General features: G+C 60.9%; 27 protein-coding genes. 4 read left to right on the forward strand and 23 right to left on the reverse strand.

Going from position 1 to position 26,090, the window contains the following annotated elements; genetic code table 11:
- Positions 1 to 136: 136 nt before the first annotated feature.
- On the forward strand, positions 137 to 427 hold the full coding sequence (locus tag QFW87_RS02085; protein WP_283182632.1) for a DUF6124 family protein: 291 nt from the start codon (positions 137 to 139) through the stop codon (positions 425 to 427).
- Positions 428 to 526: 99 nt separating this feature from the next.
- Here QFW87_RS02085 and QFW87_RS02090 read toward each other — a convergent pair whose 3' ends face one another.
- The 20 genes from QFW87_RS02090 to QFW87_RS02185 form a co-directional block, all read right to left on the reverse strand.
- Entirely contained in the window at positions 527 to 1,753 is a 1,227-nt protein-coding gene (locus QFW87_RS02090; RefSeq protein WP_283189699.1) for a beta-ketoacyl-ACP synthase, read from the reverse strand.
- Positions 1,753 to 2,481, reverse strand: coding sequence for a 3-oxoacyl-ACP reductase FabG (fabG, locus tag QFW87_RS02095; protein ID WP_046045628.1), 729 nt, complete (start codon positions 2,479 to 2,481; stop codon positions 1,753 to 1,755). The genes QFW87_RS02090 and fabG overlap by 1 nt, the downstream gene beginning before the upstream one ends.
- Entirely contained in the window at positions 2,478 to 2,939 is a 462-nt protein-coding gene (locus tag QFW87_RS02100) for a hotdog family protein (protein ID WP_283182635.1), read from the reverse strand. Before QFW87_RS02100 ends, fabG begins: the two co-directional genes overlap by 4 nt.
- Complete coding sequence (locus QFW87_RS02105) at positions 2,936 to 4,132, reverse strand: beta-ketoacyl-[acyl-carrier-protein] synthase family protein (protein ID WP_283189700.1); 1,197 nt, start codon at positions 4,130 to 4,132, stop codon at positions 2,936 to 2,938. The genes QFW87_RS02100 and QFW87_RS02105 overlap by 4 nt, the downstream gene beginning before the upstream one ends.
- Positions 4,129 to 4,734 (reverse strand): hypothetical protein, encoded by a 606-nt coding sequence (locus QFW87_RS02110; RefSeq protein WP_283182637.1) that lies wholly within the window; start codon positions 4,732 to 4,734, stop codon positions 4,129 to 4,131. The genes QFW87_RS02105 and QFW87_RS02110 overlap by 4 nt, the downstream gene beginning before the upstream one ends.
- A complete protein-coding gene (locus QFW87_RS02115; protein ID WP_283182638.1) occupies positions 4,734 to 5,459 on the reverse strand; it encodes a class I SAM-dependent methyltransferase in 726 nt (241 codons plus the stop codon). The genes QFW87_RS02110 and QFW87_RS02115 overlap by 1 nt, the downstream gene beginning before the upstream one ends.
- A complete protein-coding gene (locus QFW87_RS02120) occupies positions 5,456 to 6,703 on the reverse strand; it encodes an NAD(P)/FAD-dependent oxidoreductase (protein ID WP_283189701.1) in 1,248 nt (415 codons plus the stop codon). The genes QFW87_RS02115 and QFW87_RS02120 overlap by 4 nt, the downstream gene beginning before the upstream one ends.
- Entirely contained in the window at positions 6,690 to 7,850 is a 1,161-nt protein-coding gene (locus tag QFW87_RS02125; RefSeq protein ID WP_283189702.1) for a sodium:proton antiporter, read from the reverse strand. Before QFW87_RS02125 ends, QFW87_RS02120 begins: the two co-directional genes overlap by 14 nt.
- Positions 7,847 to 10,186, reverse strand: coding sequence for an MMPL family transporter (locus tag QFW87_RS02130; protein WP_283189703.1), 2,340 nt, complete (start codon positions 10,184 to 10,186; stop codon positions 7,847 to 7,849). The genes QFW87_RS02125 and QFW87_RS02130 overlap by 4 nt, the downstream gene beginning before the upstream one ends.
- Positions 10,170 to 10,742 (reverse strand): outer membrane lipoprotein carrier protein LolA, encoded by a 573-nt coding sequence (locus QFW87_RS02135; protein ID WP_283184506.1) that lies wholly within the window; start codon positions 10,740 to 10,742, stop codon positions 10,170 to 10,172. The genes QFW87_RS02130 and QFW87_RS02135 overlap by 17 nt, the downstream gene beginning before the upstream one ends.
- Positions 10,743 to 10,903: 161 nt before the next feature.
- Positions 10,904 to 11,329, reverse strand: a complete 426-nt coding sequence (locus QFW87_RS02140; protein ID WP_283189704.1) for an acyl-CoA thioesterase — start codon at positions 11,327 to 11,329, stop codon at positions 10,904 to 10,906.
- On the reverse strand, positions 11,322 to 12,866 hold the full coding sequence (locus QFW87_RS02145) for an aromatic amino acid ammonia-lyase (protein WP_283189705.1): 1,545 nt from the start codon (positions 12,864 to 12,866) through the stop codon (positions 11,322 to 11,324). The genes QFW87_RS02140 and QFW87_RS02145 overlap by 8 nt, the downstream gene beginning before the upstream one ends.
- Positions 12,847 to 13,788: a glycosyl transferase gene (locus QFW87_RS02150; RefSeq protein ID WP_283182644.1), complete on the reverse strand. Its 942-nt coding sequence runs from the start codon at positions 13,786 to 13,788 to the stop codon at positions 12,847 to 12,849. The genes QFW87_RS02145 and QFW87_RS02150 overlap by 20 nt, the downstream gene beginning before the upstream one ends.
- Complete coding sequence (locus QFW87_RS02155) at positions 13,785 to 14,519, reverse strand: glycosyltransferase family 2 protein (RefSeq protein WP_283189706.1); 735 nt, start codon at positions 14,517 to 14,519, stop codon at positions 13,785 to 13,787. The genes QFW87_RS02150 and QFW87_RS02155 overlap by 4 nt, the downstream gene beginning before the upstream one ends.
- Positions 14,512 to 16,194: an acyl-CoA synthetase family protein gene (locus QFW87_RS02160; protein ID WP_283182646.1), complete on the reverse strand. Its 1,683-nt coding sequence runs from the start codon at positions 16,192 to 16,194 to the stop codon at positions 14,512 to 14,514. Before QFW87_RS02160 ends, QFW87_RS02155 begins: the two co-directional genes overlap by 8 nt.
- Complete coding sequence (locus QFW87_RS02165) at positions 16,191 to 16,736, reverse strand: hypothetical protein (protein ID WP_283182647.1); 546 nt, start codon at positions 16,734 to 16,736, stop codon at positions 16,191 to 16,193. Before QFW87_RS02165 ends, QFW87_RS02160 begins: the two co-directional genes overlap by 4 nt.
- Positions 16,733 to 16,987: an acyl carrier protein gene (locus QFW87_RS02170; RefSeq protein WP_007992314.1), complete on the reverse strand. Its 255-nt coding sequence runs from the start codon at positions 16,985 to 16,987 to the stop codon at positions 16,733 to 16,735. Before QFW87_RS02170 ends, QFW87_RS02165 begins: the two co-directional genes overlap by 4 nt.
- A gap of 9 nt (positions 16,988 to 16,996) precedes the next feature.
- Positions 16,997 to 17,257, reverse strand: a complete 261-nt coding sequence (locus QFW87_RS02175) for a phosphopantetheine-binding protein (protein WP_008149626.1) — start codon at positions 17,255 to 17,257, stop codon at positions 16,997 to 16,999.
- A complete protein-coding gene (locus QFW87_RS02180; RefSeq protein WP_283182649.1) occupies positions 17,238 to 18,047 on the reverse strand; it encodes a lysophospholipid acyltransferase family protein in 810 nt (269 codons plus the stop codon). Before QFW87_RS02180 ends, QFW87_RS02175 begins: the two co-directional genes overlap by 20 nt.
- On the reverse strand, positions 18,023 to 18,748 hold the full coding sequence (locus tag QFW87_RS02185) for a beta-ketoacyl synthase chain length factor (RefSeq protein ID WP_129439116.1): 726 nt from the start codon (positions 18,746 to 18,748) through the stop codon (positions 18,023 to 18,025). The genes QFW87_RS02180 and QFW87_RS02185 overlap by 25 nt, the downstream gene beginning before the upstream one ends.
- A gap of 354 nt (positions 18,749 to 19,102) precedes the next feature.
- On the opposite strand from QFW87_RS02185, the gene QFW87_RS02190 reads away from it, so the two are divergent.
- The gene (locus QFW87_RS02190) at positions 19,103 to 19,873 is read left to right on the forward strand and encodes a ParA family protein (protein WP_283182650.1); all 771 of its coding nucleotides are present in this window, start codon (positions 19,103 to 19,105) and stop codon (positions 19,871 to 19,873) included.
- A gap of 7 nt (positions 19,874 to 19,880) precedes the next feature.
- On the opposite strand, the gene trxC is transcribed toward QFW87_RS02190, so the two are convergent.
- Entirely contained in the window at positions 19,881 to 20,315 is a 435-nt protein-coding gene (gene trxC / locus QFW87_RS02195) for a thioredoxin TrxC (protein ID WP_283182651.1), read from the reverse strand.
- Between the two features lie 195 nt (positions 20,316 to 20,510).
- Here trxC and QFW87_RS02200 point away from each other — a divergent pair, with 195 nt between their 5' ends.
- Both QFW87_RS02200 and QFW87_RS02205 read left to right on the forward strand, forming a co-directional pair.
- A complete protein-coding gene (locus QFW87_RS02200; RefSeq protein ID WP_134419711.1) occupies positions 20,511 to 20,807 on the forward strand; it encodes a type II toxin-antitoxin system HigB family toxin in 297 nt (98 codons plus the stop codon).
- A complete protein-coding gene (locus tag QFW87_RS02205; RefSeq protein ID WP_283182653.1) occupies positions 20,804 to 21,205 on the forward strand; it encodes a transcriptional regulator in 402 nt (133 codons plus the stop codon). Before QFW87_RS02200 ends, QFW87_RS02205 begins: the two co-directional genes overlap by 4 nt.
- A 6-nt stretch (positions 21,206 to 21,211) precedes the next feature.
- On the opposite strand, the gene selO is transcribed toward QFW87_RS02205, so the two are convergent.
- Both selO and mscK read right to left on the reverse strand, forming a co-directional pair.
- Positions 21,212 to 22,675, reverse strand: coding sequence for a protein adenylyltransferase SelO (gene selO, locus QFW87_RS02210; protein ID WP_283189707.1), 1,464 nt, complete (start codon positions 22,673 to 22,675; stop codon positions 21,212 to 21,214).
- A gap of 48 nt (positions 22,676 to 22,723) precedes the next feature.
- Positions 22,724 to 26,074, reverse strand: a complete 3,351-nt coding sequence (mscK, locus tag QFW87_RS02215; protein ID WP_283189708.1) for a mechanosensitive channel MscK — start codon at positions 26,072 to 26,074, stop codon at positions 22,724 to 22,726.
- Positions 26,075 to 26,090 lie beyond the last annotated feature (16 nt).

A 26,090-nucleotide genomic window follows, 5' to 3' on the forward strand; every position in this document is an offset into this window, starting at 1 on the left:
ATGGTAGCTGTGCGCATGGCGCCCTTGGGTGCGCCGGATTTGGGTCGGTGTCCGGTCTACTAACTTGCGCACAGCTGCCACCCTTCCGTTTAGTAGCGAGACAGGTTGCGGCACTACTGACAGGAAGACCTTCCCAATGTTCAAGCCAACTCCGAACCCGCCGAATTCCGATCCGGTCACTCCATCCGAATCAACAGATTCCGAAACACGCCAACCAAGCAAAATCTTCCTCATCGCCCCCGATATCGACAACCAAACTTTGCTGGAATACGCCTGTGAATCCCTGGCATCAGCGAACGTCATGGCGAGTGATTTCGCGAGGTATCTGGAAGGATCGCAGTGCAACACACTGCTGGGGATTCAACAGTCGATCATGCTGGGAGAATTGGCGGTGAACCGGGTGCTGGATAACCTCGATCCACCCTAGTGGATACCTTGAACATCAAAAGATCGCAGCCACGGTGTTCCTACAGTGGAATGTGTACACCTGTAGGAGCTGCCGAAGGCTGCGATCTTTTGATCTTACTTACGACCAGCGCTTAAAAATCAGCGACGTATTAACCCCGCCAAACGCAAAGTTGTTGTTCATCACGTACTGGTTGCTCATCTTTCGGAACTCGCCGCGCAGGTAATCGAGTTTGCCGCAGTGCGGGTCGACGTCGTCGAGGTTGAGGGTGTGGACGTACAGGTCGCGGTTCATCATTTCGATGCTGAACCAGGATTCCAGCGCACCGCAGGCTCCGAGGGTGTGACCGAGGAAACTCTTTTGCGAGCTGATCGGCATGTGCTCGCCGAACAACGCGCTCGTTGCCAGTGTTTCGGCAATGTCGCCCTGTTCAGTGGCCGTGCCGTGACCATTCACGTAGCCGATGTCAGAAGGCTGTAACCCGGCGTCTTCCAGGGCCAGTTCCATGGCCCGGCGCATGGTGACCTGCTCTGGGCGGGTGGCGTGCTGGCCGTCGGCGTTGCTGCCGAAACCGACGAGTTCGGCGTGGATGTGCGCACCGCGAGCCAATGCGTGTTCGAGTTCTTCGAGCACCAGCATGCCGCTGCCTTCACCGATCACCAGGCCATCGCGGCCGCTGTCGTACGGGCGTGGGGAAGTCTGCGGCGCATCGTTTTTCAGGCTGGTGGCGTAGAGCGCATCGAAGACCATCGCTTCGGTGGGGCACAGTTCTTCGGCACCGCCGGCGAGCATCAATGGCAGGCGACCAAACTTGACCGACTCGTAGGCATAACCGATGCCCTGACTGCCGCTGGTGCAAGCGCTGGAGGTCGGGATCAGCCGACCGGTGAGGCCGAAGAAGATGCTGATATTCGCCGCCGTGGTGTGCGGCATCATGCGCACATAGGAGTTGGCGTTCAGGCCCTCGGCCACCGAGTTGAGCAGCATGTTGCCGAACGCCTTGATCTCGTCGGTGCTGCCGGTGGATGAGCCACAGGAAACGCCCATGCGCCCGTCCTTGATCGACGGGTCACCCAACAGACCGGCATCGGCCAATGCCTGTTCCGCCGCACCGACCGCCAGGCGCGAGACCCGGCCCATGCTCCGCAGTTGTTTGCGGGTCCAGTGGCTCGGCACTTTGAAGTCATCGATCGGCCCCGCCAGGCGCGTGTTGAGTTCGGTGAAGCGATCCCACTCGTCCATCCGGCGGATGCCGCTGCGGTTGGCCGCGAAGTTAGCGGCGATGGTGTCCCAATCGCTGCCCAGTGAGGTGATGCCGGCCATGCCGGTGACGACGACGCGCTTCATCAACACAGGCCTCCGTTAACGGCCAGAACCTGCCGGGTGATGTACGACGCTTCCGCCGACATCAGGAAATTCACCGCGCTGGCCACCTCTTCCGGGGTGCCCATGCGTTGTGCGGGGATCATTTTCATCATTTCTTCCACCGGCACGTTTTCATCGAGCATCGCGGTGTCGATCAAGCCGGGTGCGACACAGTTAACGGTAATTTTGCGCTTGCCCAACTCGATCGCCAACGCCTTCGCCGCGCCGATCAACCCGGCTTTGGAGGCGCTGTAGTTGACCTGGCCACGGTTGCCGATCAACCCGGAAACCGAGGTGATGCAAACAATCCGCCCGGCCGCGCGACGACGAATCATCGGCATCATCACCGGGTGCAGCACGTTGTAGAAACCGTCGAGGTTGGTGCGCATCACCACATCCCAATCATCCTCGCTCAGGGCTGGAAAAGCACCGTCGCGTGTCAGGCCGGCGTTCAGCACCACACCGTAATAGGCGCCATGGGTTTCCACGTCGGCTTCGAGAATGGCTTTGCAGTTGGCGCGATCGGACACGTCGAATTGCAGAATGCGCACATTGCGCCCCAAGGCTTCGATTTCGGCCTTCACGGCTTCAGCGTCCGCCAGGCCGCTGCGGCAATGCAGCACGATGTCATGCCCGGCCTGAGCCAGACGCAAAGCGATGGCGCGGCCGATGCCACGGCTGGAACCGGTGATCAGTACGGATTCAGTCATGGCTGGGTTCCTTGGGTTTCATGAAGGTATTGAGCGGCCTGAGGCGGACGGAACACGTTCAGACGAGCGGTGGCGTGAATGCCGGGGGCGGTGATGTGGCATTCGAACACGCCCATGCCGTTGTCGTCTTCCAGCGAGCGGATGCCGTGGATGGTCAGCTCGGTGCCGGCGGGAAAGTGCTCGACGTTGCATTCGAATTTGCGGGTGCCGAGCAGAAACCCCAGCTCCACCGCATCGCCACGCTGGCGCGCATGGCAACCGGCGTAGGCGGCGACGCTCTGGGCCATCAGTTCGATGCCGACCCAGGCTGGCAGGCTGCCGTCCGGGCGGTTGAACAGGCCATCGGGTTTGACCGTGAGACGGGTGTGAATCTGCTCGTCATCGAACGACAGGATCTGTTCGATGAAGATCATGTCGCCAGCGTGCGGCAGCAGTTCGGCGATCGGCCAGTCAATCATGGGGCGTCTCCGATAATCAGGCTGACGTTGTTACCACCGAAGGCAAAGGAATTGCTCATCAGATAGCGAGGTGCAATGGACGTCAGGCGATCGGCCGGGGTCACCCAATTCAGGGCTGGCAATTGGGGATCCGATTGGCCGTCCCAGACGTGGGGCGGCAGGGCGTGGTCGCGGTTGCCTGCACTCAGGCTCAACCAGCAGAACGCCGCTTCCAGAGCGCCGGCCGCGCCGAGGGTGTGGCCGGTCATGGGTTTGGTCGACGAACACGGCACGCCCGCCGGGAACAACGTCGCCACCGCCAGGCTTTCCATGGCGTCGTTGTGTTGGGTGGCGGTGCCGTGCAGGTTCAGGTAATCGATCTGTTGCGGTTGCAGTTGTGCTTGGCTCAAGGCTTTGCGCATCGCTTGCAGGGCGCCACGGCCGGTCGGTTCCGGCGCAGAAATGTGATGTGCATCGGAGCTGGCGCCACTGCCGAGCAGGGCAATCGGCTGGCTGTCGCCGACATTTTTGCTCATCAAAAACAGCACCGCCGCTTCGCCAATGTTGATGCCGTTACGGTTCACCGAAAACGGGTTGCAGCGTTGTTCAGACACCGCTTCCAGCGCCGAGAACCCATTGAGGGTCAACTTGCACAGGCTGTCGACACCGCCACACAGCACCGCGTCGCACACGCCCAGGTCCAGCAGTCGCTGAGCACTCATCAGCGCTCGGGCGCTGGAAGTGCAGGCCGTGGAGATCACATAGGCCGGGCCGCTCAGTTGCAGCCAGTCGGCGAGGAAGTTCGCCGGAGCGCCGAGTTCCTGTTGCTGGTAGTCGTAATCGGCCGGGAACTGATGCTCGCGGATGTAATGGGCCAGGCCACTGCTGGCTTCGTCGATGCCCGAGGTGCTGGTGCCCAGAACGATACCAATGCGGTCGCGGCCGTAGGTCTGGATCGCCTGGTCGATGTCTTCGCGAATTTGCAGCGCTGCTTCCAGCAGCAATTGATTATTGCGGGTGCCTTGCGGCGCAAGCTCAGCCGGGATCGGCGCCAGTTCGCCGTGGACCGCGGCCACGGGCAACGACCGTTCCGCCACCCAGCCGGCCTCATAGCGCATGCCCGAACAGTCACCGGCAAACAGGTTGCGGGTGACTTCGGACTTGTCACGGCCCAGGGCGCAGATCACCCCGAGGGCATTCAGGTAGGCCGTCATGGCGTGTCCCCGCTGAGCGGCGTGACTTGATATTTCGGGCCTCTGGGCAGGTTCAATTCAAAGCTCATGGGTTGTGAGTAACGGACGTCCCAGTGCGCTGGCAAGGACCGTTGCGAGCCATGCTGCCACGCGGCGGGATAGTTGCCCGACAGTTCATCTTTGGGGGTCAGCGCAAACAGCAGCGCGGCGAACAGCTCTCGCGCTTCCGGATTGGGCGGCAGCAGACCGTCAGCCTGCCACTCGCCATCGACCAGTTTCTGGCGTGCCTGTGGAATGCCCAGCAAGTCCATCATCGACCAGCGAATGCCAGGGCCTTCACGCTGGATCACCAGCACCCAGTCCAGTCGTTGGTCGGCCACCAGGCGCTGGATGTGCAATTGCAGTGGCAACGACAGGTTCGGGGTTTGCTCGGGCAGCGGCGCCCGGCTGGCACAGGCGCTCAGCAACAGGACTGCGCCGAGGAGCAAAAATCTCAGGATGCCCGCTATCCCTGTGGGAGCGAGCCTGCTCGCGAATGCGTCAGCAGATCCAACACCATTGTTGACTGATACAACGCTTTCGCGAGCAGGCTCGCTCCCACAGGTTTGAGTTGCACTGAACATCACACGGCACCTTCAAGGGGTTTGCGCGCGACCACATTGACCAGGGTTTCTTCCCGTTGGCCAAAGGGCTTTGGCTGGCGCAGACCCAAGCGTTCAAACAGGCCGAAATCCTTGGCGCGGCTCCACCACAAGTACGGATAAGACACGTTTTGCGGGCCGAGTTCGAAACCCTGCTGGCGAATCATGTCCAGATACCCGGCGGCGCTCTTCTGCACGTGCATCGGATGGCGGAATAACCAGCGGATCACCCAGGTATCAATGTAAGCCTCGGTGGATTCGGCGAACAGCAGATAGCCACCGGGCTTGAGCACGCGGTAGAACTCGGCCAGTGCCTGTTCCTGCTGCACCAGATGATGGAAGGTCTGGTGACAGAACAGCAGATCGACGCTGGCGTCCGGGACGTTGATGCTCGCGCAGTCGCTGCCGATCATCTCCACCGCCATGCCCTGACGGACGGCTTCTTCGCCGGCCAGCTTCAGACTGTGAGGGTCGGCGTCCAGACCGATCAGGCGCTGGGGGGCAAAGGTCTGGCGCAAGTACTGAAACGACTTGCCCTGACCGCAACCGGCATCCAGCAGCACCGGGTTGCTCGGCGGTGTTTCGCCGAACAGGCTGCGCAAATCGGTGATTGCCACTCGCAGTACATGGTGCTGCCAGGTGTGGCTGCGCAGGAACCAGAAACCGAAACGGGTTTCTTCGACGTAGGTGTCGCTCAAGTAGCTCATGTGGCGTCCCTTGCACAGAGCTCCGAGAGCATCCGCAGCCGGCGCTTGGGTTCGGCGACGAACGGATTGCGCTCGTCCCAGGCATAACCGGCCAGAATCGAGCTGATCATGCGGCGAATATCGGGCGAGCCGCCCTCATGGTAAATCACATCCTGGAACGTCCCGGCGTACCAGCCTTCGACGTAGCAACGGAACGTGTCGACGCCGCGCTTGAGCGGGATGGCGAATTCAGTCTGCCAATCGACATGTTCGCCTTGCAATTGGCGATGCAGAACCCCGGCGGCCATGCTCGCCGAGCGCATGGCGATGGTCACGCCGGAGGAGAACACCGGGTCGAGGAATTCCGCTGCGTTGCCAAGCAGGGCAAAGCCTGGCCCGTGGAGGGTTTTGACGTTGGCTGAGTAGCCGCCGATGGTTCGAGCAGGCGTGTCCCACACGGCGTTGTTCAGCACACCGGCCAGGCTTGGGGTTTCAGCGATAAACCCACGCAGGCACTCGTCCAGGTTCTCCATGCGGCCTTCGAAGTGTTCGGCTGCCGCGACCACGCCCACCGAACAACGGCCATTGCTGAACGGGATGGTCCAGAACCAGATATCGCGGTGGATCGGATGGGTGGTAATGAGGATTTTTTCCCGCTCGAAGGCCGGATTGTCGATGTGGTCTTCGACGTGGGTGAACACGGCCTGGCGCACCGGGAAATCCGACGGTGCTTCAAGGTCGAGCAAGCGCGGCAGCACACGCCCGTAGCCGCTGGCATCCAGCACGAAATCGGCTTCGACGCGGTACTGATTGCCGTCTTCGCGAAGCACGTCGAGCTGCGGTTTCGGCAGGGTGAAATCGACGCTGACGATGGCTTCGCCGTAACGAACGTCGACGCCTTGCAGTGCGGCCTGATCGGCCAGCAGCTTGTCGAAATCGGCACGCAGGACCTGGAAGGTGGTCGGCTTGCCGTTGCTGAAAGTCTCGCCGAAATCAAAAGCGCTGTATTGCTCGCCCCAAGCGAATGCCGCACCGTTTTTCAACTGGAATCCGGCGGCGTTCACCGCCTCGAGCATGCCGGCTTCTTCGACGAAATCCAGGCAATGGGACAGCAGGCTTTCACCGATGGAAAACCTTGGGAAGTGCTGGCGTTCGATCATCAATACGTCATGACCCTTGCGCTTGAGCAACGCGGCGGCGATGGCGCCCGATGGACCTGCACCGATAACCACGACCTGGCGATGTTCCATTTCAACTGTTGGCACGGGGGCTCCTTGCCGGGACGGCGATGTTCAGAGGGGGGCGGTGCATGCCGGCGAGTGCCGGCAGCAGTGTCGCGATCAGGCCCATCACCATCAGCGCGAAGTACAGCGCCGGGCTGATGAGTTGTTGTTGCAGCAGCAGGTTGAGAAAGACGATCTCGCTCAAGCCACGAATATTCAGCAAGACACTTTCCCGCCAGCGGCTGGCGCCTTCAAACGACGCGCCGGCCCAGCCGAGGCCCAGCCAGTTGCCCAGCAGTTTACTGGCAATCGGAAACAGCAGCAGTGCCGCCAGTTGCACCCAGCTGAGGCTGGCCATGGCCGCGTGGACGTTGATTTGCACGATGCCGAACGTGAGGATCAGCGGGATCGCGATATACGTCTGCAAGTGACTCATCCAGATCACCGGCAACGGCAGCACCAGCGGCACTTTGAGCGCGGCCATCCACAGCAGGTAACCGATGCCGAAAATCAGCGCATTGAGCTTGAAGTGTTCCGCTACGACCAGCAGTGCGAAGAAGCAACCGCTGTGCAGCAACGGCTGGCGCAATCGGAGCAGGCGCAGCAGCAACGGCAGGCAGGCGCCGGCCAGCGGCAGCAAGAGACTGCTCAGGTGCAGGCTGCCCTGGGCGATGGCAAACAGGGTCCAGCAGGTGAGGTCGATGAGGATGGCGGTCTGCACCAGTCGCCGGGTAGCGGCAGGCGGGTATTTGATGTGCCGCAGGTACAGATACAACACCGGAATCGCCGTGATGGCGAACAGCAGGCCGACCGCCAGCGAACTGATCCAGGGTTGCGGCGGTAACAGCCAGACCGCTGTCGCGAGGCCGCAGGCAAATGGAATGCAGAAACTCGGCAGGGCGATTTTCAGGCTCTGACGGTCGAGTCGCAGGTCGATCACGTCACTGAGAATGTGCCCCAGCAACAACGCAAAACTCAGGCTGTAGACGTTTTTCAGCCAGGCCGGCGCGACCAGCGCGGCGCCGCTCAATTGCCACTGGGGTTCGATCCAGAAGTACATCAGCAGCGGCAGGCCGAAGGTGGCCAGCAGTAACTGGCTGACAATCGGGATCACGCCGAAGTGACGACCGACACGGGTGGCCACGGCGAACAGCGCCAAGGCCATGACCCAGAACACGGCGATCATCATGTGGCTGACTCCGTGACCGGGGCGGCATGAACCTGGCGTCCTGCCCATGGCGCAAGAATGAAGCTGAACGCCAGGCCGAGGCTCACCGACAGACCGAAGTTGCTCACCGCCGGCGTGCTGGACACCGCCAGTAAACCGAACGACAGCCAGGTGGTCAGCGCCGCCAGCAAGGTGCCCAGCAGGCTCACGGCAGCGCCGCCGACCTGTTCACGCATGAGGATCGCGTAATCGACGCTGATGGCCGTCACCAGCAGCAGGCCGAACAGGCTGAACAGCGTCAGCGGTTGCCCCAGCCAGCCGAGACTGGCCAGGCTGCACAGCGCGGCCAGCAGCGGCAGGGCGACGATCCGCAGCGCGCCGCCGAAACCGAACGGCAGGATCAGCACCAGCACGATCAGCACACAGGAAGCGAGTTTCAACTCTGCGGCACTGATCTGGGTGTCGGCGAACACCTTGTTCAACTCACCGAGGCGGTCCACCAGTTCCACGCCCGGCAAATCCAGCGCCTGGACGCGCAGTAGGGCAGGATTGTTCAGCCCTTGCAGGCTGACCATCGCCGCTACGCCGTCATCGGTCGGTCCCAGCCACAGCGCGCGATAGGGTTCCGCCAACGGACCGGCCAGCGCCGCGTCGATGTCTTCGGTGGGCAGTGCCTGCAACTTCGTGAGCTCTGCTTGCAGCGCCTCGGCCGGCACGCCGACATCGAGCAGCGGTTGCCAGAACTGCGGCAACTTGTTCAGCGCTTCACGCACTTTCCGCTGTTCGGTGGGCTGGCTGACCAACTGATTGAGCGACAGATAACCCTTGAGTTTTTCCAGGTTGACCAACTGATCCAGTCGCTCGCTCAGCGCAGTTTGGCGTTCCAGCAGTTGCTGCTGATTGGCCGCTCGCACCAGGAAGAACTGGCTGGTGGGTTGATAGCCGGTGATGCGCGCAATGGTTTGTGCTTCGTCAGTCAGTTGCTGCGGTGCACCGACCCACTGGCGAATGTCGTTTTTGGTGTCGAGCTGCAACAGACCGCCCACACAAAACGCAATCAGCAGCGCCAGCAGCACCGGCGTGCTCGCGAGTTTGAGCAACGCTTCACGGCGCCCCAGCAAATACTCGGAAACCCGCAGTGGCCATTGTGCCGGACGTAGATCTACGCCTTTGAGCAGTGCCGGCAGCAGGCACACCGCGGATAAATAAGCGCCGAGCAGACCGGCGGCAGAGAACACGGCAATTTGGGTCAGCGCCGGGAACGGTGTCCAGGCCAGGGCCAGGTAACCGATGCAACTGGTGATCAGGCTCAGCGTCAGGCCCGGCAACGTCAGGCGCAGGGCCGGCCAACTGTGCCAGGGTTTCAGGCTCCAGCTCTTGGACAGGTAATGCAGCGGGTAGTCGACCGCCACGCCGATCAGGCTCGAACCGAGCACCAACGTCATCACATGCATATGGCCGAACAGCGCCACACAGGCCACCGCGCCGAAGAGCATACCGACCAGCACCGGGACGAAGGCCAGCAACACCCGCCAGCGCCGGAAGGCCAGCAGCAACAGCAATAGAATGCCCGCCGTGGCGCCACCACCGACCCAGGTCATTTCCCGGGTGGCTTGCTTTTGCCCACTGGCCGCATAGAGCAAGCCGCTGGCGGCAAGCAATTGAACGTTCGCCTGGGCGGCTTGTTCGCGGCTGTGCTGGAGCAGGTCGGCCACTTGCAGCGGCAGGTTCATGTCGAAGGCGTTGCCCGTGGTGCGCGAGCGCAGCAGCACCCAACTCTTGCCGTCGGCATCGGCGACCAGCGCACCGCTGCCGATGTCCAGTTGCACCGAACCGTGCTGCGGCTGGCTGTTCTGGATGCGCCCGGTCAGGCCCAGCCAGTCATCCTGGCTCGGCACCAGGCTGAAACCGGTGAAGGGGTCGAACAGCGCTTGCACCCTCTGCTGGATAAACGCGTCGGGATGCTCGATCAGTTGCTGCCGGTCGACCGCCGAGAGCATGGCCAGTCGGCCTTGCAGCAATTGCGTGCGCAGCGCCGGGAGGTCGGCTTGCAGGTTCCATTGGACCTTTTCGAACAAGCCGCTTGCCTGCCATTGCTCACCCAGTTTCTGGGCCATGGCGACGGCTTGCTGGCGATCCGTATGACCCACCAACACCAGCATTTCGCGGTTCAGCGGTTCTTGCATGCGTTGTTCGGCGCGCAGTTCCAGCGCGTCCGGCGCCGTGCCTGGCACCAGCTCCATCAGGTTGGCCGACAGCGGGGCGCCGTCACGCCATTGCCAACCGGCAAGTGCAAGCACCGCCAGCAGCAGGATCAGAAACAGCCGTGGAAGCCTCCGTTCACTGGGCAAAGTCATGTTGCTCCGCATCGCTCAACGGTTGGGCGCTGGTGCTGTCTTGCATGCGTAAAAGCGTGCTGTCGCCCTGGGTTTCGAGCAGCTCGATGCTGTGCACCAGTTCGCCGCCGGCAATGTTGATCTGAGTGAACACCTGCTTGAGCAGCATGGAACGCGGGGTCAACGTCAGCTTCCAGTGCTGTGCGTCGCCGCTCAGTGAAAGCTCGAAGTCTCGTTGCAGCCCGCTGCTGTCGCCTTGCAGTACGGCGAGGAACAAGCGGTTCTGCTCGGCGCCGGCACTTTTGCTCGGCAGCATTTGCCAACCGTTGGCGTCACGCCGGGCAATGCCTTTGGCGCTGATGCGGTAATCCTGTTGCAGCGGGGTTTTCAGCAGCCAGAGCAAACCGTGGTTTTTAGCGAGAACGAAAGTGCCCTTGCTGGTCAGCGGCTGGGGCAGGGCGCGCAGGTGTTTTTCTTGAATGAAGTTGCCGTGGATCACATCAGGTTTTGCCAGTTGATCGCTGAGCTGTTGCAGATCGAATGCCTGCGCCAACGAAGAAAAGCCAACCATCAACATCAGCCCCACCACGAACCTGCAGCTGGCGAAGCCTGCGTTCGGCTGCGCAGCAGTCGCCCTGCGGTTCTTGTGATGTACCGCATGTGCAGGTTTTGCGACGGCTTCGCCGCCGAACGCAGCCTCGCGGGCTCGCCAGCTGCTACAGACGGTTTTCAGCAGGTTCATGCGAGCATCCTTTCAACTGCATCGGTGAAGACCTTGGGTGAGGCCAACTGCATTTCGCGGCTGCTCATGTCGACGGCGACCTGCACGGAACTGGCGCGGGTCAAGCGTTCGCCGGTTTCCAGATCGCTGATCAGGTAGTTGATCTTCAGACGGTTCTCCCATTCCACCAGATTGGCGCGCACGTTGAGCTTTTGGCCGAACACGGCGCCGCGCACATAACGCAGTTGCAGATCGATCACCGGCCACGCGTAGCCCGACTCGACCATGGCCGTGTAGTTGTGGCCTATCTTGTCCAGCAACGCGCAGCGGGCGACTTCCAGGTATTTGATGTAATGGCCGTGCCAGACGACGTTCATCGTGTCGACATCAAAGAACGGCACAAGGATTTCCGTATCGGTGTGAAGCACTCCCTTGCTACGCATGCAGCCTCCAGTGTTGCTCGGCAATACGCTTCAGGCACAGGCGCAGTTCACCTTCCAGCGCGCGGTCTTCGATGACCGGCGGGAAGTCTTTCGCCAACTCTTCGTGCATGGCGGCCAGGGCTGGCGGCAATGGACGTGCATCTTCGGCCTTGCTGCGCAGCCAGACGCCTTGGTTGGCGGCCAGCAGGGTGGCAGCGGCAACCTGTTCGGTCAGTTCCAGCACGCGAATCGCATCGCGGGCGGCGATGGTGCCCATGCTCACTTTGTCCTGGTTGTGGCACTCGGTAGAACGCGAGAAGACGCTGGCCGGCATGGTGTTTTTCAGCGCTTCGGCGGTCCAGGCACTGGTGCCGATCTGCACGGCTTTGAAGCCATGGTTGAGCATCGCGCGATCCGCAGTGGCTCCGGACAGGTTGCTCGGCAAACCATGGTTGTAACGCTCGTCCACCAGCAAGGCGAGTTGACGGTCGAGCAGGTCGGCGACGTTGGCCACCAGGTTTTTCAGGCTGTCCATGGCGAACGCAATGTGGCCGCCGTAGAAGTGCCCGCCGTGCAGCACGCGTTCGGCTTCGGCGTCGATAATCGGGTTGTCGTTGGCGCTGTTGAGTTCGATCTCGATGAACGAGCGCAGCCAGTTCAGGCTGTCGGCCAATACGCCGAGGACGTGGGGTGCACAACGCAGGGAATAACGGTCTTGCAGGCGATGCAGCGGCGCGGTCGGCGCGTCGATCGCCAGATCCTTGCGCAGCCACGCGGCGACTTGCATTTGCCCCGGATGCGGTTTGGTGGCGAACAGGCGCTCGTCGAAGTGCTCGGGGTTGCCTTGCAACGCGACTACGTTCAACGCGGTGATGCGCGTCGCCAGTTGCAGCAGGTAATCGGCGCGGGCATAGGCCAGGCACGCGAGACCGGTCATGACGGCGGTGCCGTTCATCAGCGCCAGCGCTTCTTTCGGGCGCAGTACCAGCGGTTCCCACCCCAGTTCGCGGTGTACGTCGGCCGCTTGGCGGCGTTCGCCACGGAACATCACTTCGCGCTCGCCGGACAACGTCGCGGCGACATAGGACAACGGCGTCAGATCACCGCTGGCGCCCACCGAGCCCTCTTCCGGGATCAGCGGCAGGATGTCGTGTTCGAGGAAGGCTTGCAGGCGTTCCAGCAGTTCCACACGCACCCCGGACACGCCGTGGCACAGCGACTGCAAACGCGCCGCCAGCACCGCGCGAGTGGCCTGTGCGTCGAGCAGTTTGCCCAGGCCGCAGCCATGGAACGTGTACAAATGACGGGGCAATGCCTCGACGTGATGCAGCGGCACCGCGACCACGCAGGAATCGCCGTAGCCGGTGGTCACGCCGTAGATCACGCCTTCCTTGTCCAACAGGGAGTCCAGGAATCGCGCACCCTTGGCGATACGCTCGCGGTACGCAGGGTCGCTTTGCAACTGCGTCGGCACCTGACGGTTGGCCAGGGCCAGCACGTCTTCGATGCGCAAAGGGAGTTCGCCGAAGGTTACCGGCTCAAGCGTTGGCGTCGTCATCGGTCTTCCAGAAAGGGTAAAAGTTGAACCATTGTTGGGGCGCTTCAAGGCAATAGTGACCCAAGCGCTCGGCATAGCGGGAGGCCCACTGATGAATGACCTGCTCGCGGTCGCTGCGCTTCCACACCACAGCCTCGGCGAACGGTTCGAGGGTCAGTCGATAGTCGCCCGCCGGCTTCTTCAGGCACAGCATCAGGTTGATCGGGCATTTCAGCAGACCGGCCAGCAACCATGGCCCCTGAGGGAACGCGGCTTGATGGCCGAGGAAGTCCACCGTCACGCTGCGCCCGCCGTGCAGCGGCACGCGATCGCCGGCAATCGCCAGCCATTCGCCGCGCTCCAGGCGTTCATGGAGTTGCAGCATGATCAGCGGGTCCAGCTCGCTGACCTGAATCAGTCGCAAATTGGTCGCGCCGGCTTCACCCAGCAAGCGATTGAATTGCTCAGCATGCTTGGTGTGCACCAGCACGTTCATCGTGACTTTTTCGCCGATCTCGGCCAGCGCACGGCAGACCTCGAGATTACCCAAATGCGCGCCTACCAGCATCTGCCCGCGGGTGCCGCGCAGTTGATTGCGCAGCAATGCCGGGTCGATGATTTCGATCTGCTCGATGCTCAGTTTGCCGTTCCATACGTCGAGCTTGTCGAGCATGGAATCGGCGAAGGCCATGAACTGTCCGAAGACTCGCCAATGGGTCGGGCGCAATTCATTGCGACCACTCCAGTCAGCTAGCCGCTGCTGGTATTGCCAGGCGCTGTGACGGGCGCTGCGCCCGAACAGGAAAAAGTACAGGACGATGCCGTACAGCAGCGGGCTCAGCAGCCGACGGCCCAAGACTTTTGCGCAGAGCGCGGTGAACTTCATCAGCCAGAAACTACCGCGCTCCTGGCGGTCAGCCCAGTGTTCCTTGTCTGCGCTCATGCTCGCCACCGTCGCCAGAGAATCACTGGAGCCCGCAGCAACATGCCGAAGAACAACCGGGTGTGCATGCTCGTAATCAGCACGTTGTCGTGGAACAGGCGGAAATGCGAGACGCCATCCAGCGGGTAACGGACTTTGGTTTGCAGCCATTGCATGGGGAGATTGCGCCAGGCCAGTCGTACGAGAATGTCCGAGTCGAAGTCCATGCGCTTGCCGATCTTGGCCGAATCGATCAGCGCCAGGGTCGGTGGTAACGGATAGACGCGGAAGCCGCACATGGAATCGCGAATCTGCAACGAGAGGGTGTTGATCCAGACCATGACGTGGGTCAGGTAACGGGCGTACAAACGACCTTTCGGCACGCTGGCGTCGTATCGCGGATAGCCGCAGATCACCGCCTCGGGATGGGCACGTGACAGTTCAATGAAGGTCTGGACGTCTTGCAGATCATGCTGGCCGTCGGCATCCACCTGCAAGGCATGGCTGAAGCCCAGGCGCGAGGCTTCGCGCATGCCAGTCATGACCGCGCCACCCTTGCCCTGGTTGGCGCCGAGCCGGATCAGGAACACCTTGTCGCGCCGGGCCAGTTGATCGAGCACCTTTGCGCAGGCCGGGCTGCTGGCATCGTCCACCAAAATGCATGGCAGGCTGCTGGCGAGCAGCGCATCAACCACCGTGGTGATGGCGGTTTCGTGGTTGTAGACCGGGATGATTGCGCAGGGGTTATGCATCGCCTGCAGCCTCCAGCAAGATCCGCCCACTGGAGCAGGTCGCGGTCTCGTTGCGATAGGCGAAATACAACTTGTTGCGCGTCGGATCGAAGCGCAGGTGCAGCTGGACTTCATCGCCCGGGCGCACCAGTTGCTGGAATTTCAGCACTTCCATGCCCGCGAATTTTGCTGGCAGTTCCATCAATTGCTGGCCCAGCGTGAGCGCCCATTCCACTTGCACCACGCCGGGTAATACTGGCGCCTGGGGGAAGTGACCGCTGAAGTAGGCGAGGTCGGGAGGTACCACCAGTTGCAGGCTCCATTCGCCATCGACTTCGACTTGATCCAGCACTTCCGGCGCCTTTGGACGCGGCGCCAGCAGCAGGGCTTCAACGGTGGCCTGGGGCAGTTTGCCCTGAGCGTTCAGCGGCAGTTGCCGCAGCAGGCGCCAGCGTCGTGGCAGGGCCAGGGCTTCGCAATGCTGGCTCAAATGCTGACGCAGTTCTTGCGTGAGGGTGCGTCGACCCTGATTGCGCAAGGCATGCAGGCCTGACTCGGTCAGCACCAGCAGCGCCCCTAATGAGGCGCGGTTTTCCTGGACCACGCCAAGACGCGCTTCGGCGACCCAGTCGTGGGCTGTGAGTGCCTGTTCCAACATCGGTAGCGAGATACGTTTTTCTTCCAGTTTGACGATCCGATCCAGCCGTCCGAGCAGTTCGAATCGGCCGTCGGCAGCGATTCGCGCGGCATCCGCGGTGTGTTCGATATGCCCGGGCGGCAAGTAAGGCGAAGCAATGAGCAGGGCGCCGTCGCTGTCCTGGCTCAACTCGATGTCAGCAAAGGGCTGCCAGAGCGCGTGGCCTTGACGCCAGGCGATGCCGCCGGTTTCCGAGCTGCCGAGGATTTCTGTGGGCCATTGCTGCAGGCGTTGCTGAAGGCTTTGTGCGGCCTCGGCCGGCAGGGCGCCGCCGGAGGAAAACACTCGGCGAACTGCACTTAATGCGGGCCAGTCGAGGTTGTCGCCCATGCGCTTGAGCAGCGCCGGGCTGGCGACCCAGGCGAACACCGGGTGTTCGCGGCTGGCGCGCTGCAGGTCTTCAGGGAATGCCAGCTGCTTGCGCACAAACGAGCGCCCGGCGCACAGCGGCCAGAGCACTCGAAACAACAATCCGTAAATATGCTGAGTGGCGACGCTGCCGATGATGCAAGCCGCGCCAAGATCGGCGCCCCAGAGCAGTTCCAGCGCTTCGACTTCATTGGCCAGTTGGCGCAGGGTTTTGTCGATGCGCTTGGGTTCGCCACTGGAGCCGGACGTGCACAGGCTCAGCGAACAGCGATCCAGATCCAGTGCGGCCGCCATCAATGGCGGTTGCCGGTAATCGCTAAGGTGTGCGTCATCGGCCTGATCGGTCAGCCATAGATCGACTTCGGTCGACCAGCGCTGGCGAGTCTGGGCTTGCAGGTCTGCGGGCAGCAGCACGCTGACTCCGGCGCGCCAGGCACCGAGCAGGGCAATCGCCAGGTCAGCGGCGTCCTCAAGGTGCACGGCAATACGCCGCGCCCCCTGGGCTTTCAGGCCGGCGGCGAGGCTTAACGCCTGTTCGCACAGTTGCGCGTGATTCAGAGCCGGTTCGGCCGTCACGGCACGTTCCGGTTGCGCCTTGAGCAACAGGTGCTCAAGTTTTATCCAATTCATGGGTGGCCTCGTACCCGTTGTCGTATAAGCCATTCAATGGCAAACAGCAGGCCCATCAATCCGTAGGAAATCAGGCCGGTGTACAACATCCACCAACTCAGCGGCGCCCAGAGGGTCAGGGCGGCGGCGAGCAAACCGTTACAGAAGAAAAACACGCACCAGACGATCGTCACCTGGCGGGTATAAACAATCGCCTTGGCCGGCAGTTGCGGTTCGCGCAATCGCGCCAGGCGTTCGATGATCGGTGGGCCATATTTCAAGCTCAGGCCAAACAGCCCGAGCATGAACGCGCTGATCAGCACCGGGTACCAGCGCAGCAGCAGCGGGCTGTCGAACAACGCCAGCAACAGGCAAAAAGCAATCGCGGTGACCGCCATCCACAAACTGCCGGGCTTGCGAGTACCGAGCAGTGCCCGGGCCAGCCACAGGCTGCCCAATAGCAGACCAAACTGCCACGGCGCGAAATGTTCCATGCCGAAATACACCGCAAAGGGGTACAGCAGGCCCGCCAGCAGCAGGCCGAGGCCGATCAGTCGGCTCATGCGGCCGGCTGAACCAGACGGTAGACCGCCTCGACCACGTCGCTGACGGTACGCACCGATTTGAACTCTTCGGCAGCGATTTTCTTGCCGGTCTGACGTTTGATGTGATCGATCAGGTCGACCGCGTCAATGCTGTCGATTTCCAGATCCTGATACAGGTTGGATTCGAGGCTTACGCGCTCGGGGTCCAGCTCGAAGAGTTCGACCAGAGCATCGCGCAGGGTGTTGAAGATGTCGTCACGAGTTTGCATGGTCCGGTCTCAAGCTGCCTGTTTTGCAGTGACGAACGCCGCAAGGCTCGCCACGTTGCTGAAGTGATTGCGGGTGTCTTTGGCGTCGGCGTCGATTTTGATGCCGTACTTTTTCTGGATTGCCAGACCGAGTTCCAGAGCGTCTACCGAATCCAGGCCCAAGCCTTCGCCGAACAGCGTCTGGTCGTCGCCGATGTCTTGTGCGCTGATGTCTTCAAGGCCCAGGGCGTCGATGATCAGTTCTTTGATTTCACGGTGTAGATCGCTCATCTTCGGCGAGCTCCTTAATATAGTAATGATGCAAATAGTCATTGAGCTTGCGCGAGGCCTGAGGAGCTGGGCCCAGCGCGGCGAAGGCTTGTGGGTCTATATCGGCCCCGACACGGAAACTGAAGTGCACACGTCGTTTTGGGATCCGATACCAGGGCTCGGCCTTGGTCAGCGTGGTCGGGCTGACCTTGATGATCACGGGGGTGAGGATTTTCGCACCCCGCAGAGCGATTGCCGCAGCACCCCGATGAAAGGCCGGCGCCTGACCGGGCTGAGTGCGGGTGCCTTCAGGAAAGATGATCAGGGTCTGGCCGCTTTTCAGCGCGTCGGCAGCGGCATCGAGCATGTCCATGCTGCCGTCGTTGCTGATGTAGTCGGTGCGGCGTAGCGGGCCACGGGTAAAAGGGTTCTCCCAGAGGCTTTGCTTGACCACGCAGTTGGCGTGGCGCACCAGGCCGATCAGGAACACCACATCAATCAGCGACGGGTGATTGGCAATGATCATTTGCCCCGGTCGACCGAGTTTTTCGGCGCCCTGGATGTCGTAAGTCAGCACCCCGGTGCGAGCCATGAATCGCACAAAAAACCAGAACAGACGGGCGACGGTGTGCCGCGCTCGCCGCCGGTGTGTCCGGGCATCGCCGGGCAGGCAGTTCAGCAGCGGGAAAACCACAAGCCGCAGGCACAGCCCGCCCAACCCGAACAGGGTGAAGCTTGCGGCGGTAGCCAGCAGACGCCAGTAATAGGCGTCGCGGTTTTTTTCGGTTACAGGTTGCGTTGCCAGGTCCATACACGATTTTTCCAGGCATGTTGGCAGGTTGTCTGCTGGCCGAGCAGGGTACTCAATAGGTTCAGGGCGTGGGGCCAGTGGGCTTTGGACAACTCATCCGAGGCGCTGTTCAGGGACAGCTGCCAGTCGTTTCCGGGGGTGATCAGCAGGCCAACCGCGTAAGGGAACGGCACGTCGTCGATCCAGGTCGAGTAGGCTTCGGGCGGTTGCTCTTCGGTGACGATCAGCAGTACCGCGGGAGCACCCTCGGAAAGCAAGGCCGCGGCCTCTAGCATGCCGTGTTCAAGGCCATCGCCGGCTGCAGCGAGGGCAGTCATTTCGCTGGTTTCACCCCGCATGATCGACCACAGGCCGATGATCGCGTTGTGCACGGACAGGCTGAATTGAGTCGGCGACAGCGGTTGATCGGCAGCCAGATCGCTGAGGATATCGAAAGTGCGCGGGGTTTCGCCGTGGCGAGAAATAAAGACCAACGGTAGGTCCTGGCGGCCATCGGCCAAGGGCCAGCCGACACTGAACGCCATCCGCGCCAGACGACTGAGTCGCCGGCGCTGCATGGCCGGCAAAAACGAGACGTCGGGTGCGGCATCGCTGCTCGCAAGCACGACCGGTTGTCGGCTCCAGGCCTGCCAATCGTCCACGCTTTCGAGCCCAGGGGCCCACGCGCGCCATTGGGCGATGTTGAAATTGATCACAGACATTCTTCCCGCCCCTGCGGGCTTCCTTGACGCGGCGAGTCGCAAAAAACGCGAACTACCTTACGTAGCGCTTAGCGCCGAGTGGCGCGCATTATCCCGTTGCGGCGGGCGTGTAGCAAATGATGGTTACATTTTGCTCAATGAAATGTACCGGTTGGTTCGTGCATGGCTATCGTTTGGCCATTATCCACATTTCGGCCGGCCGATCTGCCGGCTCTGTCAGCAAGCAGTGCACGAGTCCACGGTTTTTTCCGAGCGAGATTGCACCTGACTGTGTAGTCCCGATGCCGGCGAGGTAGCTAAGCAGCGCCGTGGACTACTACACTCGGTCATTCTTTGATACACGGAGGTTTTGACATGCGGCGCGTGGTGTTCAATCAGAAAGGTGGCGTAGGCAAATCCAGCATTGCCTGCAATCTGGCGGCGGTCAGCGCCAGCGAGGGCTATCGCACCCTCTTGGTGGATCTCGATGCCCAGGCCAACTCCACTCAGTACCTGACGGGGCTCACCGGTAATGACATTCCTATGGGCATTGCCGACTTTTTCAAACAGACCCTGTCTTCCGGACCGTTCGCGAAGAAAAACCAGGTCGATATCTACGAAACCCCGTTCGACAACCTCCACGTCATCACTGCCACTGCCGAGCTGGCTGACTTGCAGCCCAAGCTTGAGGCCAAACACAAGATCAACAAGCTGCGCAAATTGCTCGAGGAACTGGACGGCGATTACGACCGGATTTACCTCGACACCCCGCCAGCGCTGAATTTCTACGCGGTATCTGCGTTGATTGCCGCTGATCGTGTACTTATTCCCTTCGATTGCGACAGCTTCTCGCGTCAGGCGCTGTACGGCCTTTTGGCGGAAATCGAAGAATTGAAGGATGACCATAACGAGGGGCTGGAAGTCGAAGGTATCGTAGTCAACCAGTTCCAGGCTCGCGCCAGTCTGCCCCAGCAAATCCTCGACGAACTGATCGCCGAAGGCCTGCCGGTATTACCGGTGTACCTGAGCAGCTCGGTGCGCATGCGTGAATCCCACCAGGCCAACACGCCGCTGATCCACCTCGATCCGCGTCATAAGCTGACGCAGCAATTCGTCGATCTGCACAACCTGCTGGAAAATGCCTGACTGCTCTTCAGATCCCTTGGCTACGTAACCAGCTCATCAACTGCGGTAACGGGAAGGCGCCGCTCTGTCGTGCCACTTCCCGACCGTTCTTGAACAGAATCAGACTCGGGATCGAACGGATCCCCAACTGCGCCGACAGCTGCTGGTTTGCCTCGCTGTCCAGCTTGGCCAGTCGACACTTGCCCGCCAATTGCACCGCCGCCTGCTCGAACACCGGCGCAAACGACTTGCACGGCCCACACCAATCCGCCCAAACGTCCACCAGCAGCGGCAGATCACCTTTGATCTGGCTGGCGTAATCGCTTTGCTTCAGTTCGAAGGGTTTATTCAGCAGGACTTCGGCTTTGCAGCGGCCGCATTTTGGATGGTCGTTGAGGCGTTCGGCGGGGATGCGGTTGAGGCCGTTGCAGTGGGGGCAGGGGACGAGGAGTGGGTCGGTCATGCGGATGATCCTGTAAAGAAGCCGATGACCCCTATGTGGAGACGTTTGCTCATATTTTCAATCGTGCAGCGTCTGGCGATAAAACTAGGCTGAGTTGTACTGGGCGAGACCGTTGGTCTGCTCAGTATTATCGCAACTTGCGATATTTTTTGTCTGTGATTAACTCCCCATAGCAGAATGCGATAAGGATGTTGCATGCATGTGTTCACCGAAAAACCAATCCATGAAGCCAAGGAAAAGTGGCCGCGGGCAGCCAATGCACTGGAGCAGTGGTATCGACTTGCCAAAGGGAGTAACCCGGGAGATTTCGCGGCGATGAAGTCGATTTTCCCCGCGACTGACAAAGTCGGCGAGTTTCATGTGTTCGACATTGGTGGCAACAAGTTGCGGCTGATCGCTTTTGTCAGGTATCGGTCTCAAAAGCTTTATATAAAGCATGTGCTGGATCACCGCGAATATGACCGCGGTAAATGGAAGGAGGGAAGGGCATGAGTGTTCTGATCAAAAAAGCTGCCGAGCATTGGGAGTTCGTCTCGCCATTGCTTCGAAAACCGAAAAACGAAGACGACTATGACATTTTGGCGCAGGCACTTGATGAATTGCTTGAGATGACCGGGGATGATGAGTCGCACCCGTTGATGAGCTTGGTGGACATCATCGGCGACTGGATTGCAGAGTGGGATCGTGAGCATCACCCCATGCGCGAGGCCTCTGGTGCAGAGGTTCTCGGCTACATGATGCGCGAACACGGATTGAGCCAAAGCGATCTGCCCGGCGTCGGCACCCAATCGGTGGTATCCGAGATCTTGAGCGGCAAGCGTCAGCTCAACCTGCGGCAGATCCGCTGGTTGGCCGAGCGCTTCGGAGTGTCGGTGGAGACCTTTATCTGAGCGGGTTCAGGAAGAGCAACTGATCTCCAGATGCTTGCCCCACTCCGGTGGCCGCTCGGCATAGCTCTCCATCCCCGGCTGCTCCTCGAACGGATTACTCAGCACCGCGTGCAGACGACGAACCTCAGAATAGTCGCCACTTTCTGCCGCATCGATGGCTTTCTGCGCCAGGTAGTTGCGCAGGATGTAGAGCGGATTGACGGCGTGCATCCGTTTGCGGCGTTGTTCTTGATCAACCTCGCCTTCACGCGTTACCCGGGCGATGTAGAGCTCACCCCATGCATCGAATCCCTTGATGTCGACGAAGTCATCGCGCAAACGGGCGACGGCCAGTTCAGGTGATTCTTCCCCCAAACGGCGGAAGAACAGGCTGTAGTCGACGCCGCTGTTCTGCATCAATTGCAGCAGCTGTTCCAGCAGTTTTTGGTCATCGTCTTCGGCCGTGGTGAAGCCGAGGCGGCGGCGCATCAGGTCCAGGTAATGGGTCTGGTACAGCGGCAAATACAGGCCGAGGGTTTCGCGCAGGGCTTCGACGCTGATGAACGGCGTCAGGGCCTGGGCCAGGGCGCTGAGGTTCCACTGGCCGATCGGCACCTGGTTGCTGAAGGAGTAACGGCCCTGGTCATCGGAGTGGTTGCAGATGAAGTTAGCGTCGAAATCATCGAGGAAGGCGAACGGGCCGTAGTCGAAGGTAATGCCGAGGATCGACATGTTGTCGGTGTTCATCACGCCGTGGCAGAACCCATAGGCCTGCCATTTGGCGATCAGTTCAGCGTTGCGCTCAACGATTTCACGGAACATCGCCAGGTACGGTTCCGGCTGTTCCAGGCATTCCGGGAAATGCATGGTCAGCACGTGCTCGCCGAGCTCTATCTGCTTCTCGGGACGTTTGGTGTAGTAGAAATATTCGAAATGCCCGAAACGCACATGGCTCGGCGCCATGCGCAGGACCATGGCCGCGCGTTCCTGCTTCTCGCGCCACACCGGCGTGTCGGAGCCGATTACGCATAGGGCGCGGGTGGTCGGGATGTTCAGGGCATACAGCGCTTCGGAGGCAAGAAATTCGCGGATCGAGGACCGCAGCACCGCCCGCCCATCACCCATGCGCGAAAAGGGCGTCTGGCCGGCACCCTTGAGGTGCAGGTCCCAATGCTCGCCGGCCTCGTTGTAGATCTCGCCCAGCAACAGGCCGCGACCATCGCCCAACTGTGGGTTGTAGGAACCGAACTGATGACCTGAATAGACCATCGCCCTCGGGATCGCGTCGGCCCAGAGCTTATGGCCGCTGAACAGTTCGGCGAACTCAGGGGTTTCGGCCTCGGCAGGGTCGAGATCGAGCAGCGCCATGGCGGCAGGGCTTACCACCACCAGGCGCGGGTTGTCGATCGGCTCGGGCAGCACGTGGGCGGAAAACGTATCGCCCAGGCGGGCGAAACGATTATCGAAGGTCAGTTCGTCGAGGGCTTTCAACGGCCATCTCCAGCAGAATGTCCGAGCATTCTGCTAGGGATAAGCCGGTTAGTCGAGCGTGGCGGCTGGCGGCTCTTGCAGCGGTTTGCCATCGGGTTTGGACACAATGGTTTTGGCTTCCGGATCGACGGGCACCATTCTGTATTCCTGGCCCTGGATGTTCTTGAGGTAAACCTCCATCTGCCGGAACGAGATGTTGATGTGCTGCTTCTTGAACTCGCGGTTGATGAAGCGGTTGACCTCATCGAGTACCGGGTTACGGTCGCCAAGGTCGCGCACATGCATGCGCAGTTCATGATCGAGGGTGCTTTCGCCGAAGTTCAGGAAGTACACGTGAGGTTCAGGATCCTTCAGCACACGTGGGTTTTCACGGGCAGCCTTGAGCAGCAATTCCTTGACCAGGTCCAGGTCCGAGCCGTAATCGACACCGAGCTTGAGGGTCACTCGGGTGATGGTGTCGGTCAGGGACCAGTTGATCAGTTGTCCTGTAATGAACGTTTTGTTCGGGACGATGATGTCCTTGCGGTCGAAGTCGGTGATGGTCGTGGCGCGGATGCGGATCTTGCTCACCGTACCGGACAGGTTACCAATGGTGATGGTGTCGCCAATCCGCACCGGACGTTCGAACAGGATCATGATCCCGGAGATGAAGTTCGCGAAGATTTCCTGCATCCCGAAGCCGAGACCCACCGACAGCGCCGCCACCAGCCATTGCAACTTGTCCCAACTCACGCCGAGTGTCGACAGGGTCGAGACGAAACCGATGCCCGCGATCACGTAAGACAGCAAGGTGGTGGTGGCATAGGCACTGCCCTGAGCCAGGTTCAGCTTCGACAGCACCAACACTTCCAGCAACCCCGGCAAGTTGCGCGCGAGGGCGAAGGTGATGCCGATGATGATCAGCGCGCCGAGCATGTCGCCAATGCTGATCGGCACCATGTTCATGTTGGCGCCGGTGCCGCTGGTGTATTCGTAGAGGGTGACGTTATCCAGGTACGAAAACACCGAGATCAGGTCCGACCAGACCCAGTACAACGCCGCGATGAAACCGCCAAGCAGTGCCAGGCGGATCAGGCGCAGGGACTGTTCGTTGACCTTCTCGATGTCCAGGGTTGGCTCTTCGATGACCGCTTCGCCGTCGCCGGCCTCTTTCGCGGCCTGGCGTTTGGCCAGGGCGCGCTGGTAGGCCAGACGGCGTGCCGCAACGCTGAGGCCGCGCACGAAGGTGGCCTCGATCACCAGCCAGAACATCAGCAGGTAAAGGGTGTTGATCAATCGGTCACTGAGCTTCAGTGCGGTGTAGTAATAGCCGAAGCACACCGCCACGAACAACGCGACAGGCAGGACGGTGAACATGACCCCCACGGCCTTGCGGAACAGCGAAGCGTTCTGGTGCGTCGGGCTGCTGATCAGCAAGCGGCTGAGCAGCCAGGCCATCAACGCGTAGCAGGTCAGCACCACCGGCATGCCGAGTACGTCATCGGCCAGGGTCGCGGGTTGCAGCTCGGCAACCGCCACCACCGCGACCAACGCCATGACCACCAGCCCGAGTCGACGGACCCAGCCCTGCAGGAATTCGACCTGAGGTTTTTCCCAACGGAAATGCAGTTCGGCCACGCCACCCGGCGCAAGGATCCGGTAAGCGGTGTAGAACACGAGCCAGGCCTGGGCCATTTGCAGCAGCGCCGCGCCCATGTTCGCGTTCTGTCCGCGGGCGTCGATTTGCAAGGCCAGGCCACACAAGGCCAGGCCCAGGGAGACCGGCATCGCCAGCAGAATGTTGATCAGGATTGCCTGCGGCGTGTGCCACTGGCTGTCGCGTTTGAAGTGGCCGATGTCCTGGTGAACCTTGTTCAGTCGGGCATAGAGGTTCTTGCGCCGCCACAATAGGGCACCGATCAGCAACGCCAGCGGCAGGAACAACAACGGCCGCTGGGTCAGCCCGTCACTCAATTCGCTCAGGCTCGAGGCCCAGGGCAGGGTGGTGACCTGACGCTCCAGGCGTTCCGGTACGGCGCGTATCCATTCTAGGTCCAGTGGCTTGTTGCTGGGAATCCAGAACATTTGCTCATCGAGGGTCGCCCGCAGGCTTTGCGCGGTGCTGAGCAGTTGCTTCTGATTGAGTTGCAACGTGATGGATTCGTTGAGCACCGCGCTGAGTTCGCGGTTCAGCCGCTCCAGCAGGTCGGCGCGGGTCGTGGCCAGTTCCAGCAGGCTCTTGCGCAGTTGCGGGGTGACTTGTTCGGGAGGCTGAGTCGACAGCAGGTTGTCGACGTAGGTCGCCGGGTTGCTGAGCAGTTCCCGTTGCTGGCTGACTTCGAATTGATAGAGGCGAATGTCGGCGATCTGGTCGGCCAGGTCACGGTCGAGCTTGAGGAGTGGCAGGGCCTGTTTCTGTTTGTAGAGAATCTTGGAGAGCAGCAGGCTGCCCTTGAGCACGTTGATTTGCTCGTCCAGCGCCGAGTCGCTCTGGGTCACGTTGTCCAGTTGCTGCTTGGTCTGCATGTTCTGCTGGGTGACTTCGTTGAGGCGGTCAGTACTTTTGAGCAGGTAGTCAGAAAGCTTAAGGTTGGCCGCGCTTTCGGTCGCCAGCAGGCTGCTGCCGCCGGATTTCTGCGCTTCGATGGACTGCTGCGTCACCGTCTCCTGGGACTGGGCCAGGCGCTTCTGGTTGATCAGGGTTTGCAGCTCCTGGATTTCCTGATCCAGACGATCGGATTTTTCCGAGAGCAAGTCATGCTGGCTGTTGCCCAAATCCTGCAGTTGATTGTTGCCGGCCAGTTCCTGGCGACGCAACGGGATCAGGGCATTCAGTGCCGCGAGTTCGGCGTTGAGCAGGTCGCGTTGCTCGGGGGTCAAGGTCTTGCCGGCGTCCTTGCCTGCCTTGAGGATGTTGTTGATCTGCTGGATGCGTGTCTGGCTGGTGGAAATTTCGGCCTGTGCGCGCTCGGGGCGGGTCTGGGCAGTAATCACCAGACTGTTGGCGTCAGCCAGGGCTTTCTGCAGATCGCTTTGCTGGGTGGAGCGCTCGGTGAGCATTTGCTCCAGTTGCTGAATAGGCTCTTTGGCATAGCGCTGCGGTACTGGCAGCACTTTGCTGGCTTTGAGCTTGGTCAGTTCTCGCTGGTTCTCAATGTTCTGCTTTGGGGCGTTGGCCAGTTGCTGCTTGAGATCGGCCAGTTTCTGCTCGTAATCACGCTGGTTGTTGAGCTGTGTCAGCGTGCTTTGCAGGATGCTCTGCAGGGCTTTCTGATCGGCTTCCGGCAATTTGCGGTCGGCGATCTTGTTCAGGTTTGCCTGCACGGCTTCGCTGGACGGCGGTTCGGCCGCTTGCAATGTACCGACAGAAAGACTCAAGCCCAGCAGGGCGATGATGAAAAAGGTGCGCAGGGTTGACATAGAGACCGATCGAAAA

This window comes from Pseudomonas sp. PMCC200344 (genome assembly GCF_030053095.1).
Lineage (GTDB): Bacteria > Pseudomonadota > Gammaproteobacteria > Pseudomonadales > Pseudomonadaceae > Aquipseudomonas > Aquipseudomonas svalbardensis.

Coding starts and splice junctions, on each gene's coding strand:
- QFW87_RS02085 (WP_283182632.1), top strand. CDS start 137: ATGTTCAAGCCAACTCCGAACCCGCCGAATTCCGATCCGGTCACTCCA.
- QFW87_RS02090 (WP_283189699.1), bottom strand. CDS start 1,753: ATGAAGCGCGTCGTCGTCACCGGCATGGCCGGCATCACCTCACTGGGC.
- fabG (WP_046045628.1), bottom strand. CDS start 2,481: ATGACTGAATCCGTACTGATCACCGGTTCCAGCCGTGGCATCGGCCGC.
- QFW87_RS02100 (WP_283182635.1), bottom strand. CDS start 2,939: ATGATTGACTGGCCGATCGCCGAACTGCTGCCGCACGCTGGCGACATG.
- QFW87_RS02105 (WP_283189700.1), bottom strand. CDS start 4,132: ATGACGGCCTACCTGAATGCCCTCGGGGTGATCTGCGCCCTGGGCCGT.
- QFW87_RS02110 (WP_283182637.1), bottom strand. CDS start 4,734: ATGTTCAGTGCAACTCAAACCTGTGGGAGCGAGCCTGCTCGCGAAAGC.
- QFW87_RS02115 (WP_283182638.1), bottom strand. CDS start 5,459: ATGAGCTACTTGAGCGACACCTACGTCGAAGAAACCCGTTTCGGTTTC.
- QFW87_RS02125 (WP_283189702.1), bottom strand. CDS start 7,850: ATGATGATCGCCGTGTTCTGGGTCATGGCCTTGGCGCTGTTCGCCGTG.
- QFW87_RS02130 (WP_283189703.1), bottom strand. CDS start 10,186: ATGACTTTGCCCAGTGAACGGAGGCTTCCACGGCTGTTTCTGATCCTG.
- QFW87_RS02135 (WP_283184506.1), bottom strand. CDS start 10,742: ATGTTGATGGTTGGCTTTTCTTCGTTGGCGCAGGCATTCGATCTGCAA.
- QFW87_RS02140 (WP_283189704.1), bottom strand. CDS start 11,329: ATGCGTAGCAAGGGAGTGCTTCACACCGATACGGAAATCCTTGTGCCG.
- QFW87_RS02145 (WP_283189705.1), bottom strand. CDS start 12,866: ATGACGACGCCAACGCTTGAGCCGGTAACCTTCGGCGAACTCCCTTTG.
- QFW87_RS02150 (WP_283182644.1), bottom strand. CDS start 13,788: ATGAGCGCAGACAAGGAACACTGGGCTGACCGCCAGGAGCGCGGTAGT.
- QFW87_RS02155 (WP_283189706.1), bottom strand. CDS start 14,519: ATGCATAACCCCTGCGCAATCATCCCGGTCTACAACCACGAAACCGCC.
- QFW87_RS02160 (WP_283182646.1), bottom strand. CDS start 16,194: ATGAATTGGATAAAACTTGAGCACCTGTTGCTCAAGGCGCAACCGGAA.
- QFW87_RS02165 (WP_283182647.1), bottom strand. CDS start 16,736: ATGAGCCGACTGATCGGCCTCGGCCTGCTGCTGGCGGGCCTGCTGTAC.
- QFW87_RS02170 (WP_007992314.1), bottom strand. CDS start 16,987: ATGCAAACTCGTGACGACATCTTCAACACCCTGCGCGATGCTCTGGTC.
- QFW87_RS02175 (WP_008149626.1), bottom strand. CDS start 17,257: ATGAGCGATCTACACCGTGAAATCAAAGAACTGATCATCGACGCCCTG.
- QFW87_RS02180 (WP_283182649.1), bottom strand. CDS start 18,047: ATGGACCTGGCAACGCAACCTGTAACCGAAAAAAACCGCGACGCCTAT.
- QFW87_RS02185 (WP_129439116.1), bottom strand. CDS start 18,748: ATGTCTGTGATCAATTTCAACATCGCCCAATGGCGCGCGTGGGCCCCT.
- QFW87_RS02190 (WP_283182650.1), top strand. CDS start 19,103: ATGCGGCGCGTGGTGTTCAATCAGAAAGGTGGCGTAGGCAAATCCAGC.
- trxC (WP_283182651.1), bottom strand. CDS start 20,315: ATGACCGACCCACTCCTCGTCCCCTGCCCCCACTGCAACGGCCTCAAC.
- QFW87_RS02200 (WP_134419711.1), top strand. CDS start 20,511: ATGCATGTGTTCACCGAAAAACCAATCCATGAAGCCAAGGAAAAGTGG.
- QFW87_RS02205 (WP_283182653.1), top strand. CDS start 20,804: ATGAGTGTTCTGATCAAAAAAGCTGCCGAGCATTGGGAGTTCGTCTCG.
- mscK (WP_283189708.1), bottom strand. CDS start 26,074: ATGTCAACCCTGCGCACCTTTTTCATCATCGCCCTGCTGGGCTTGAGT.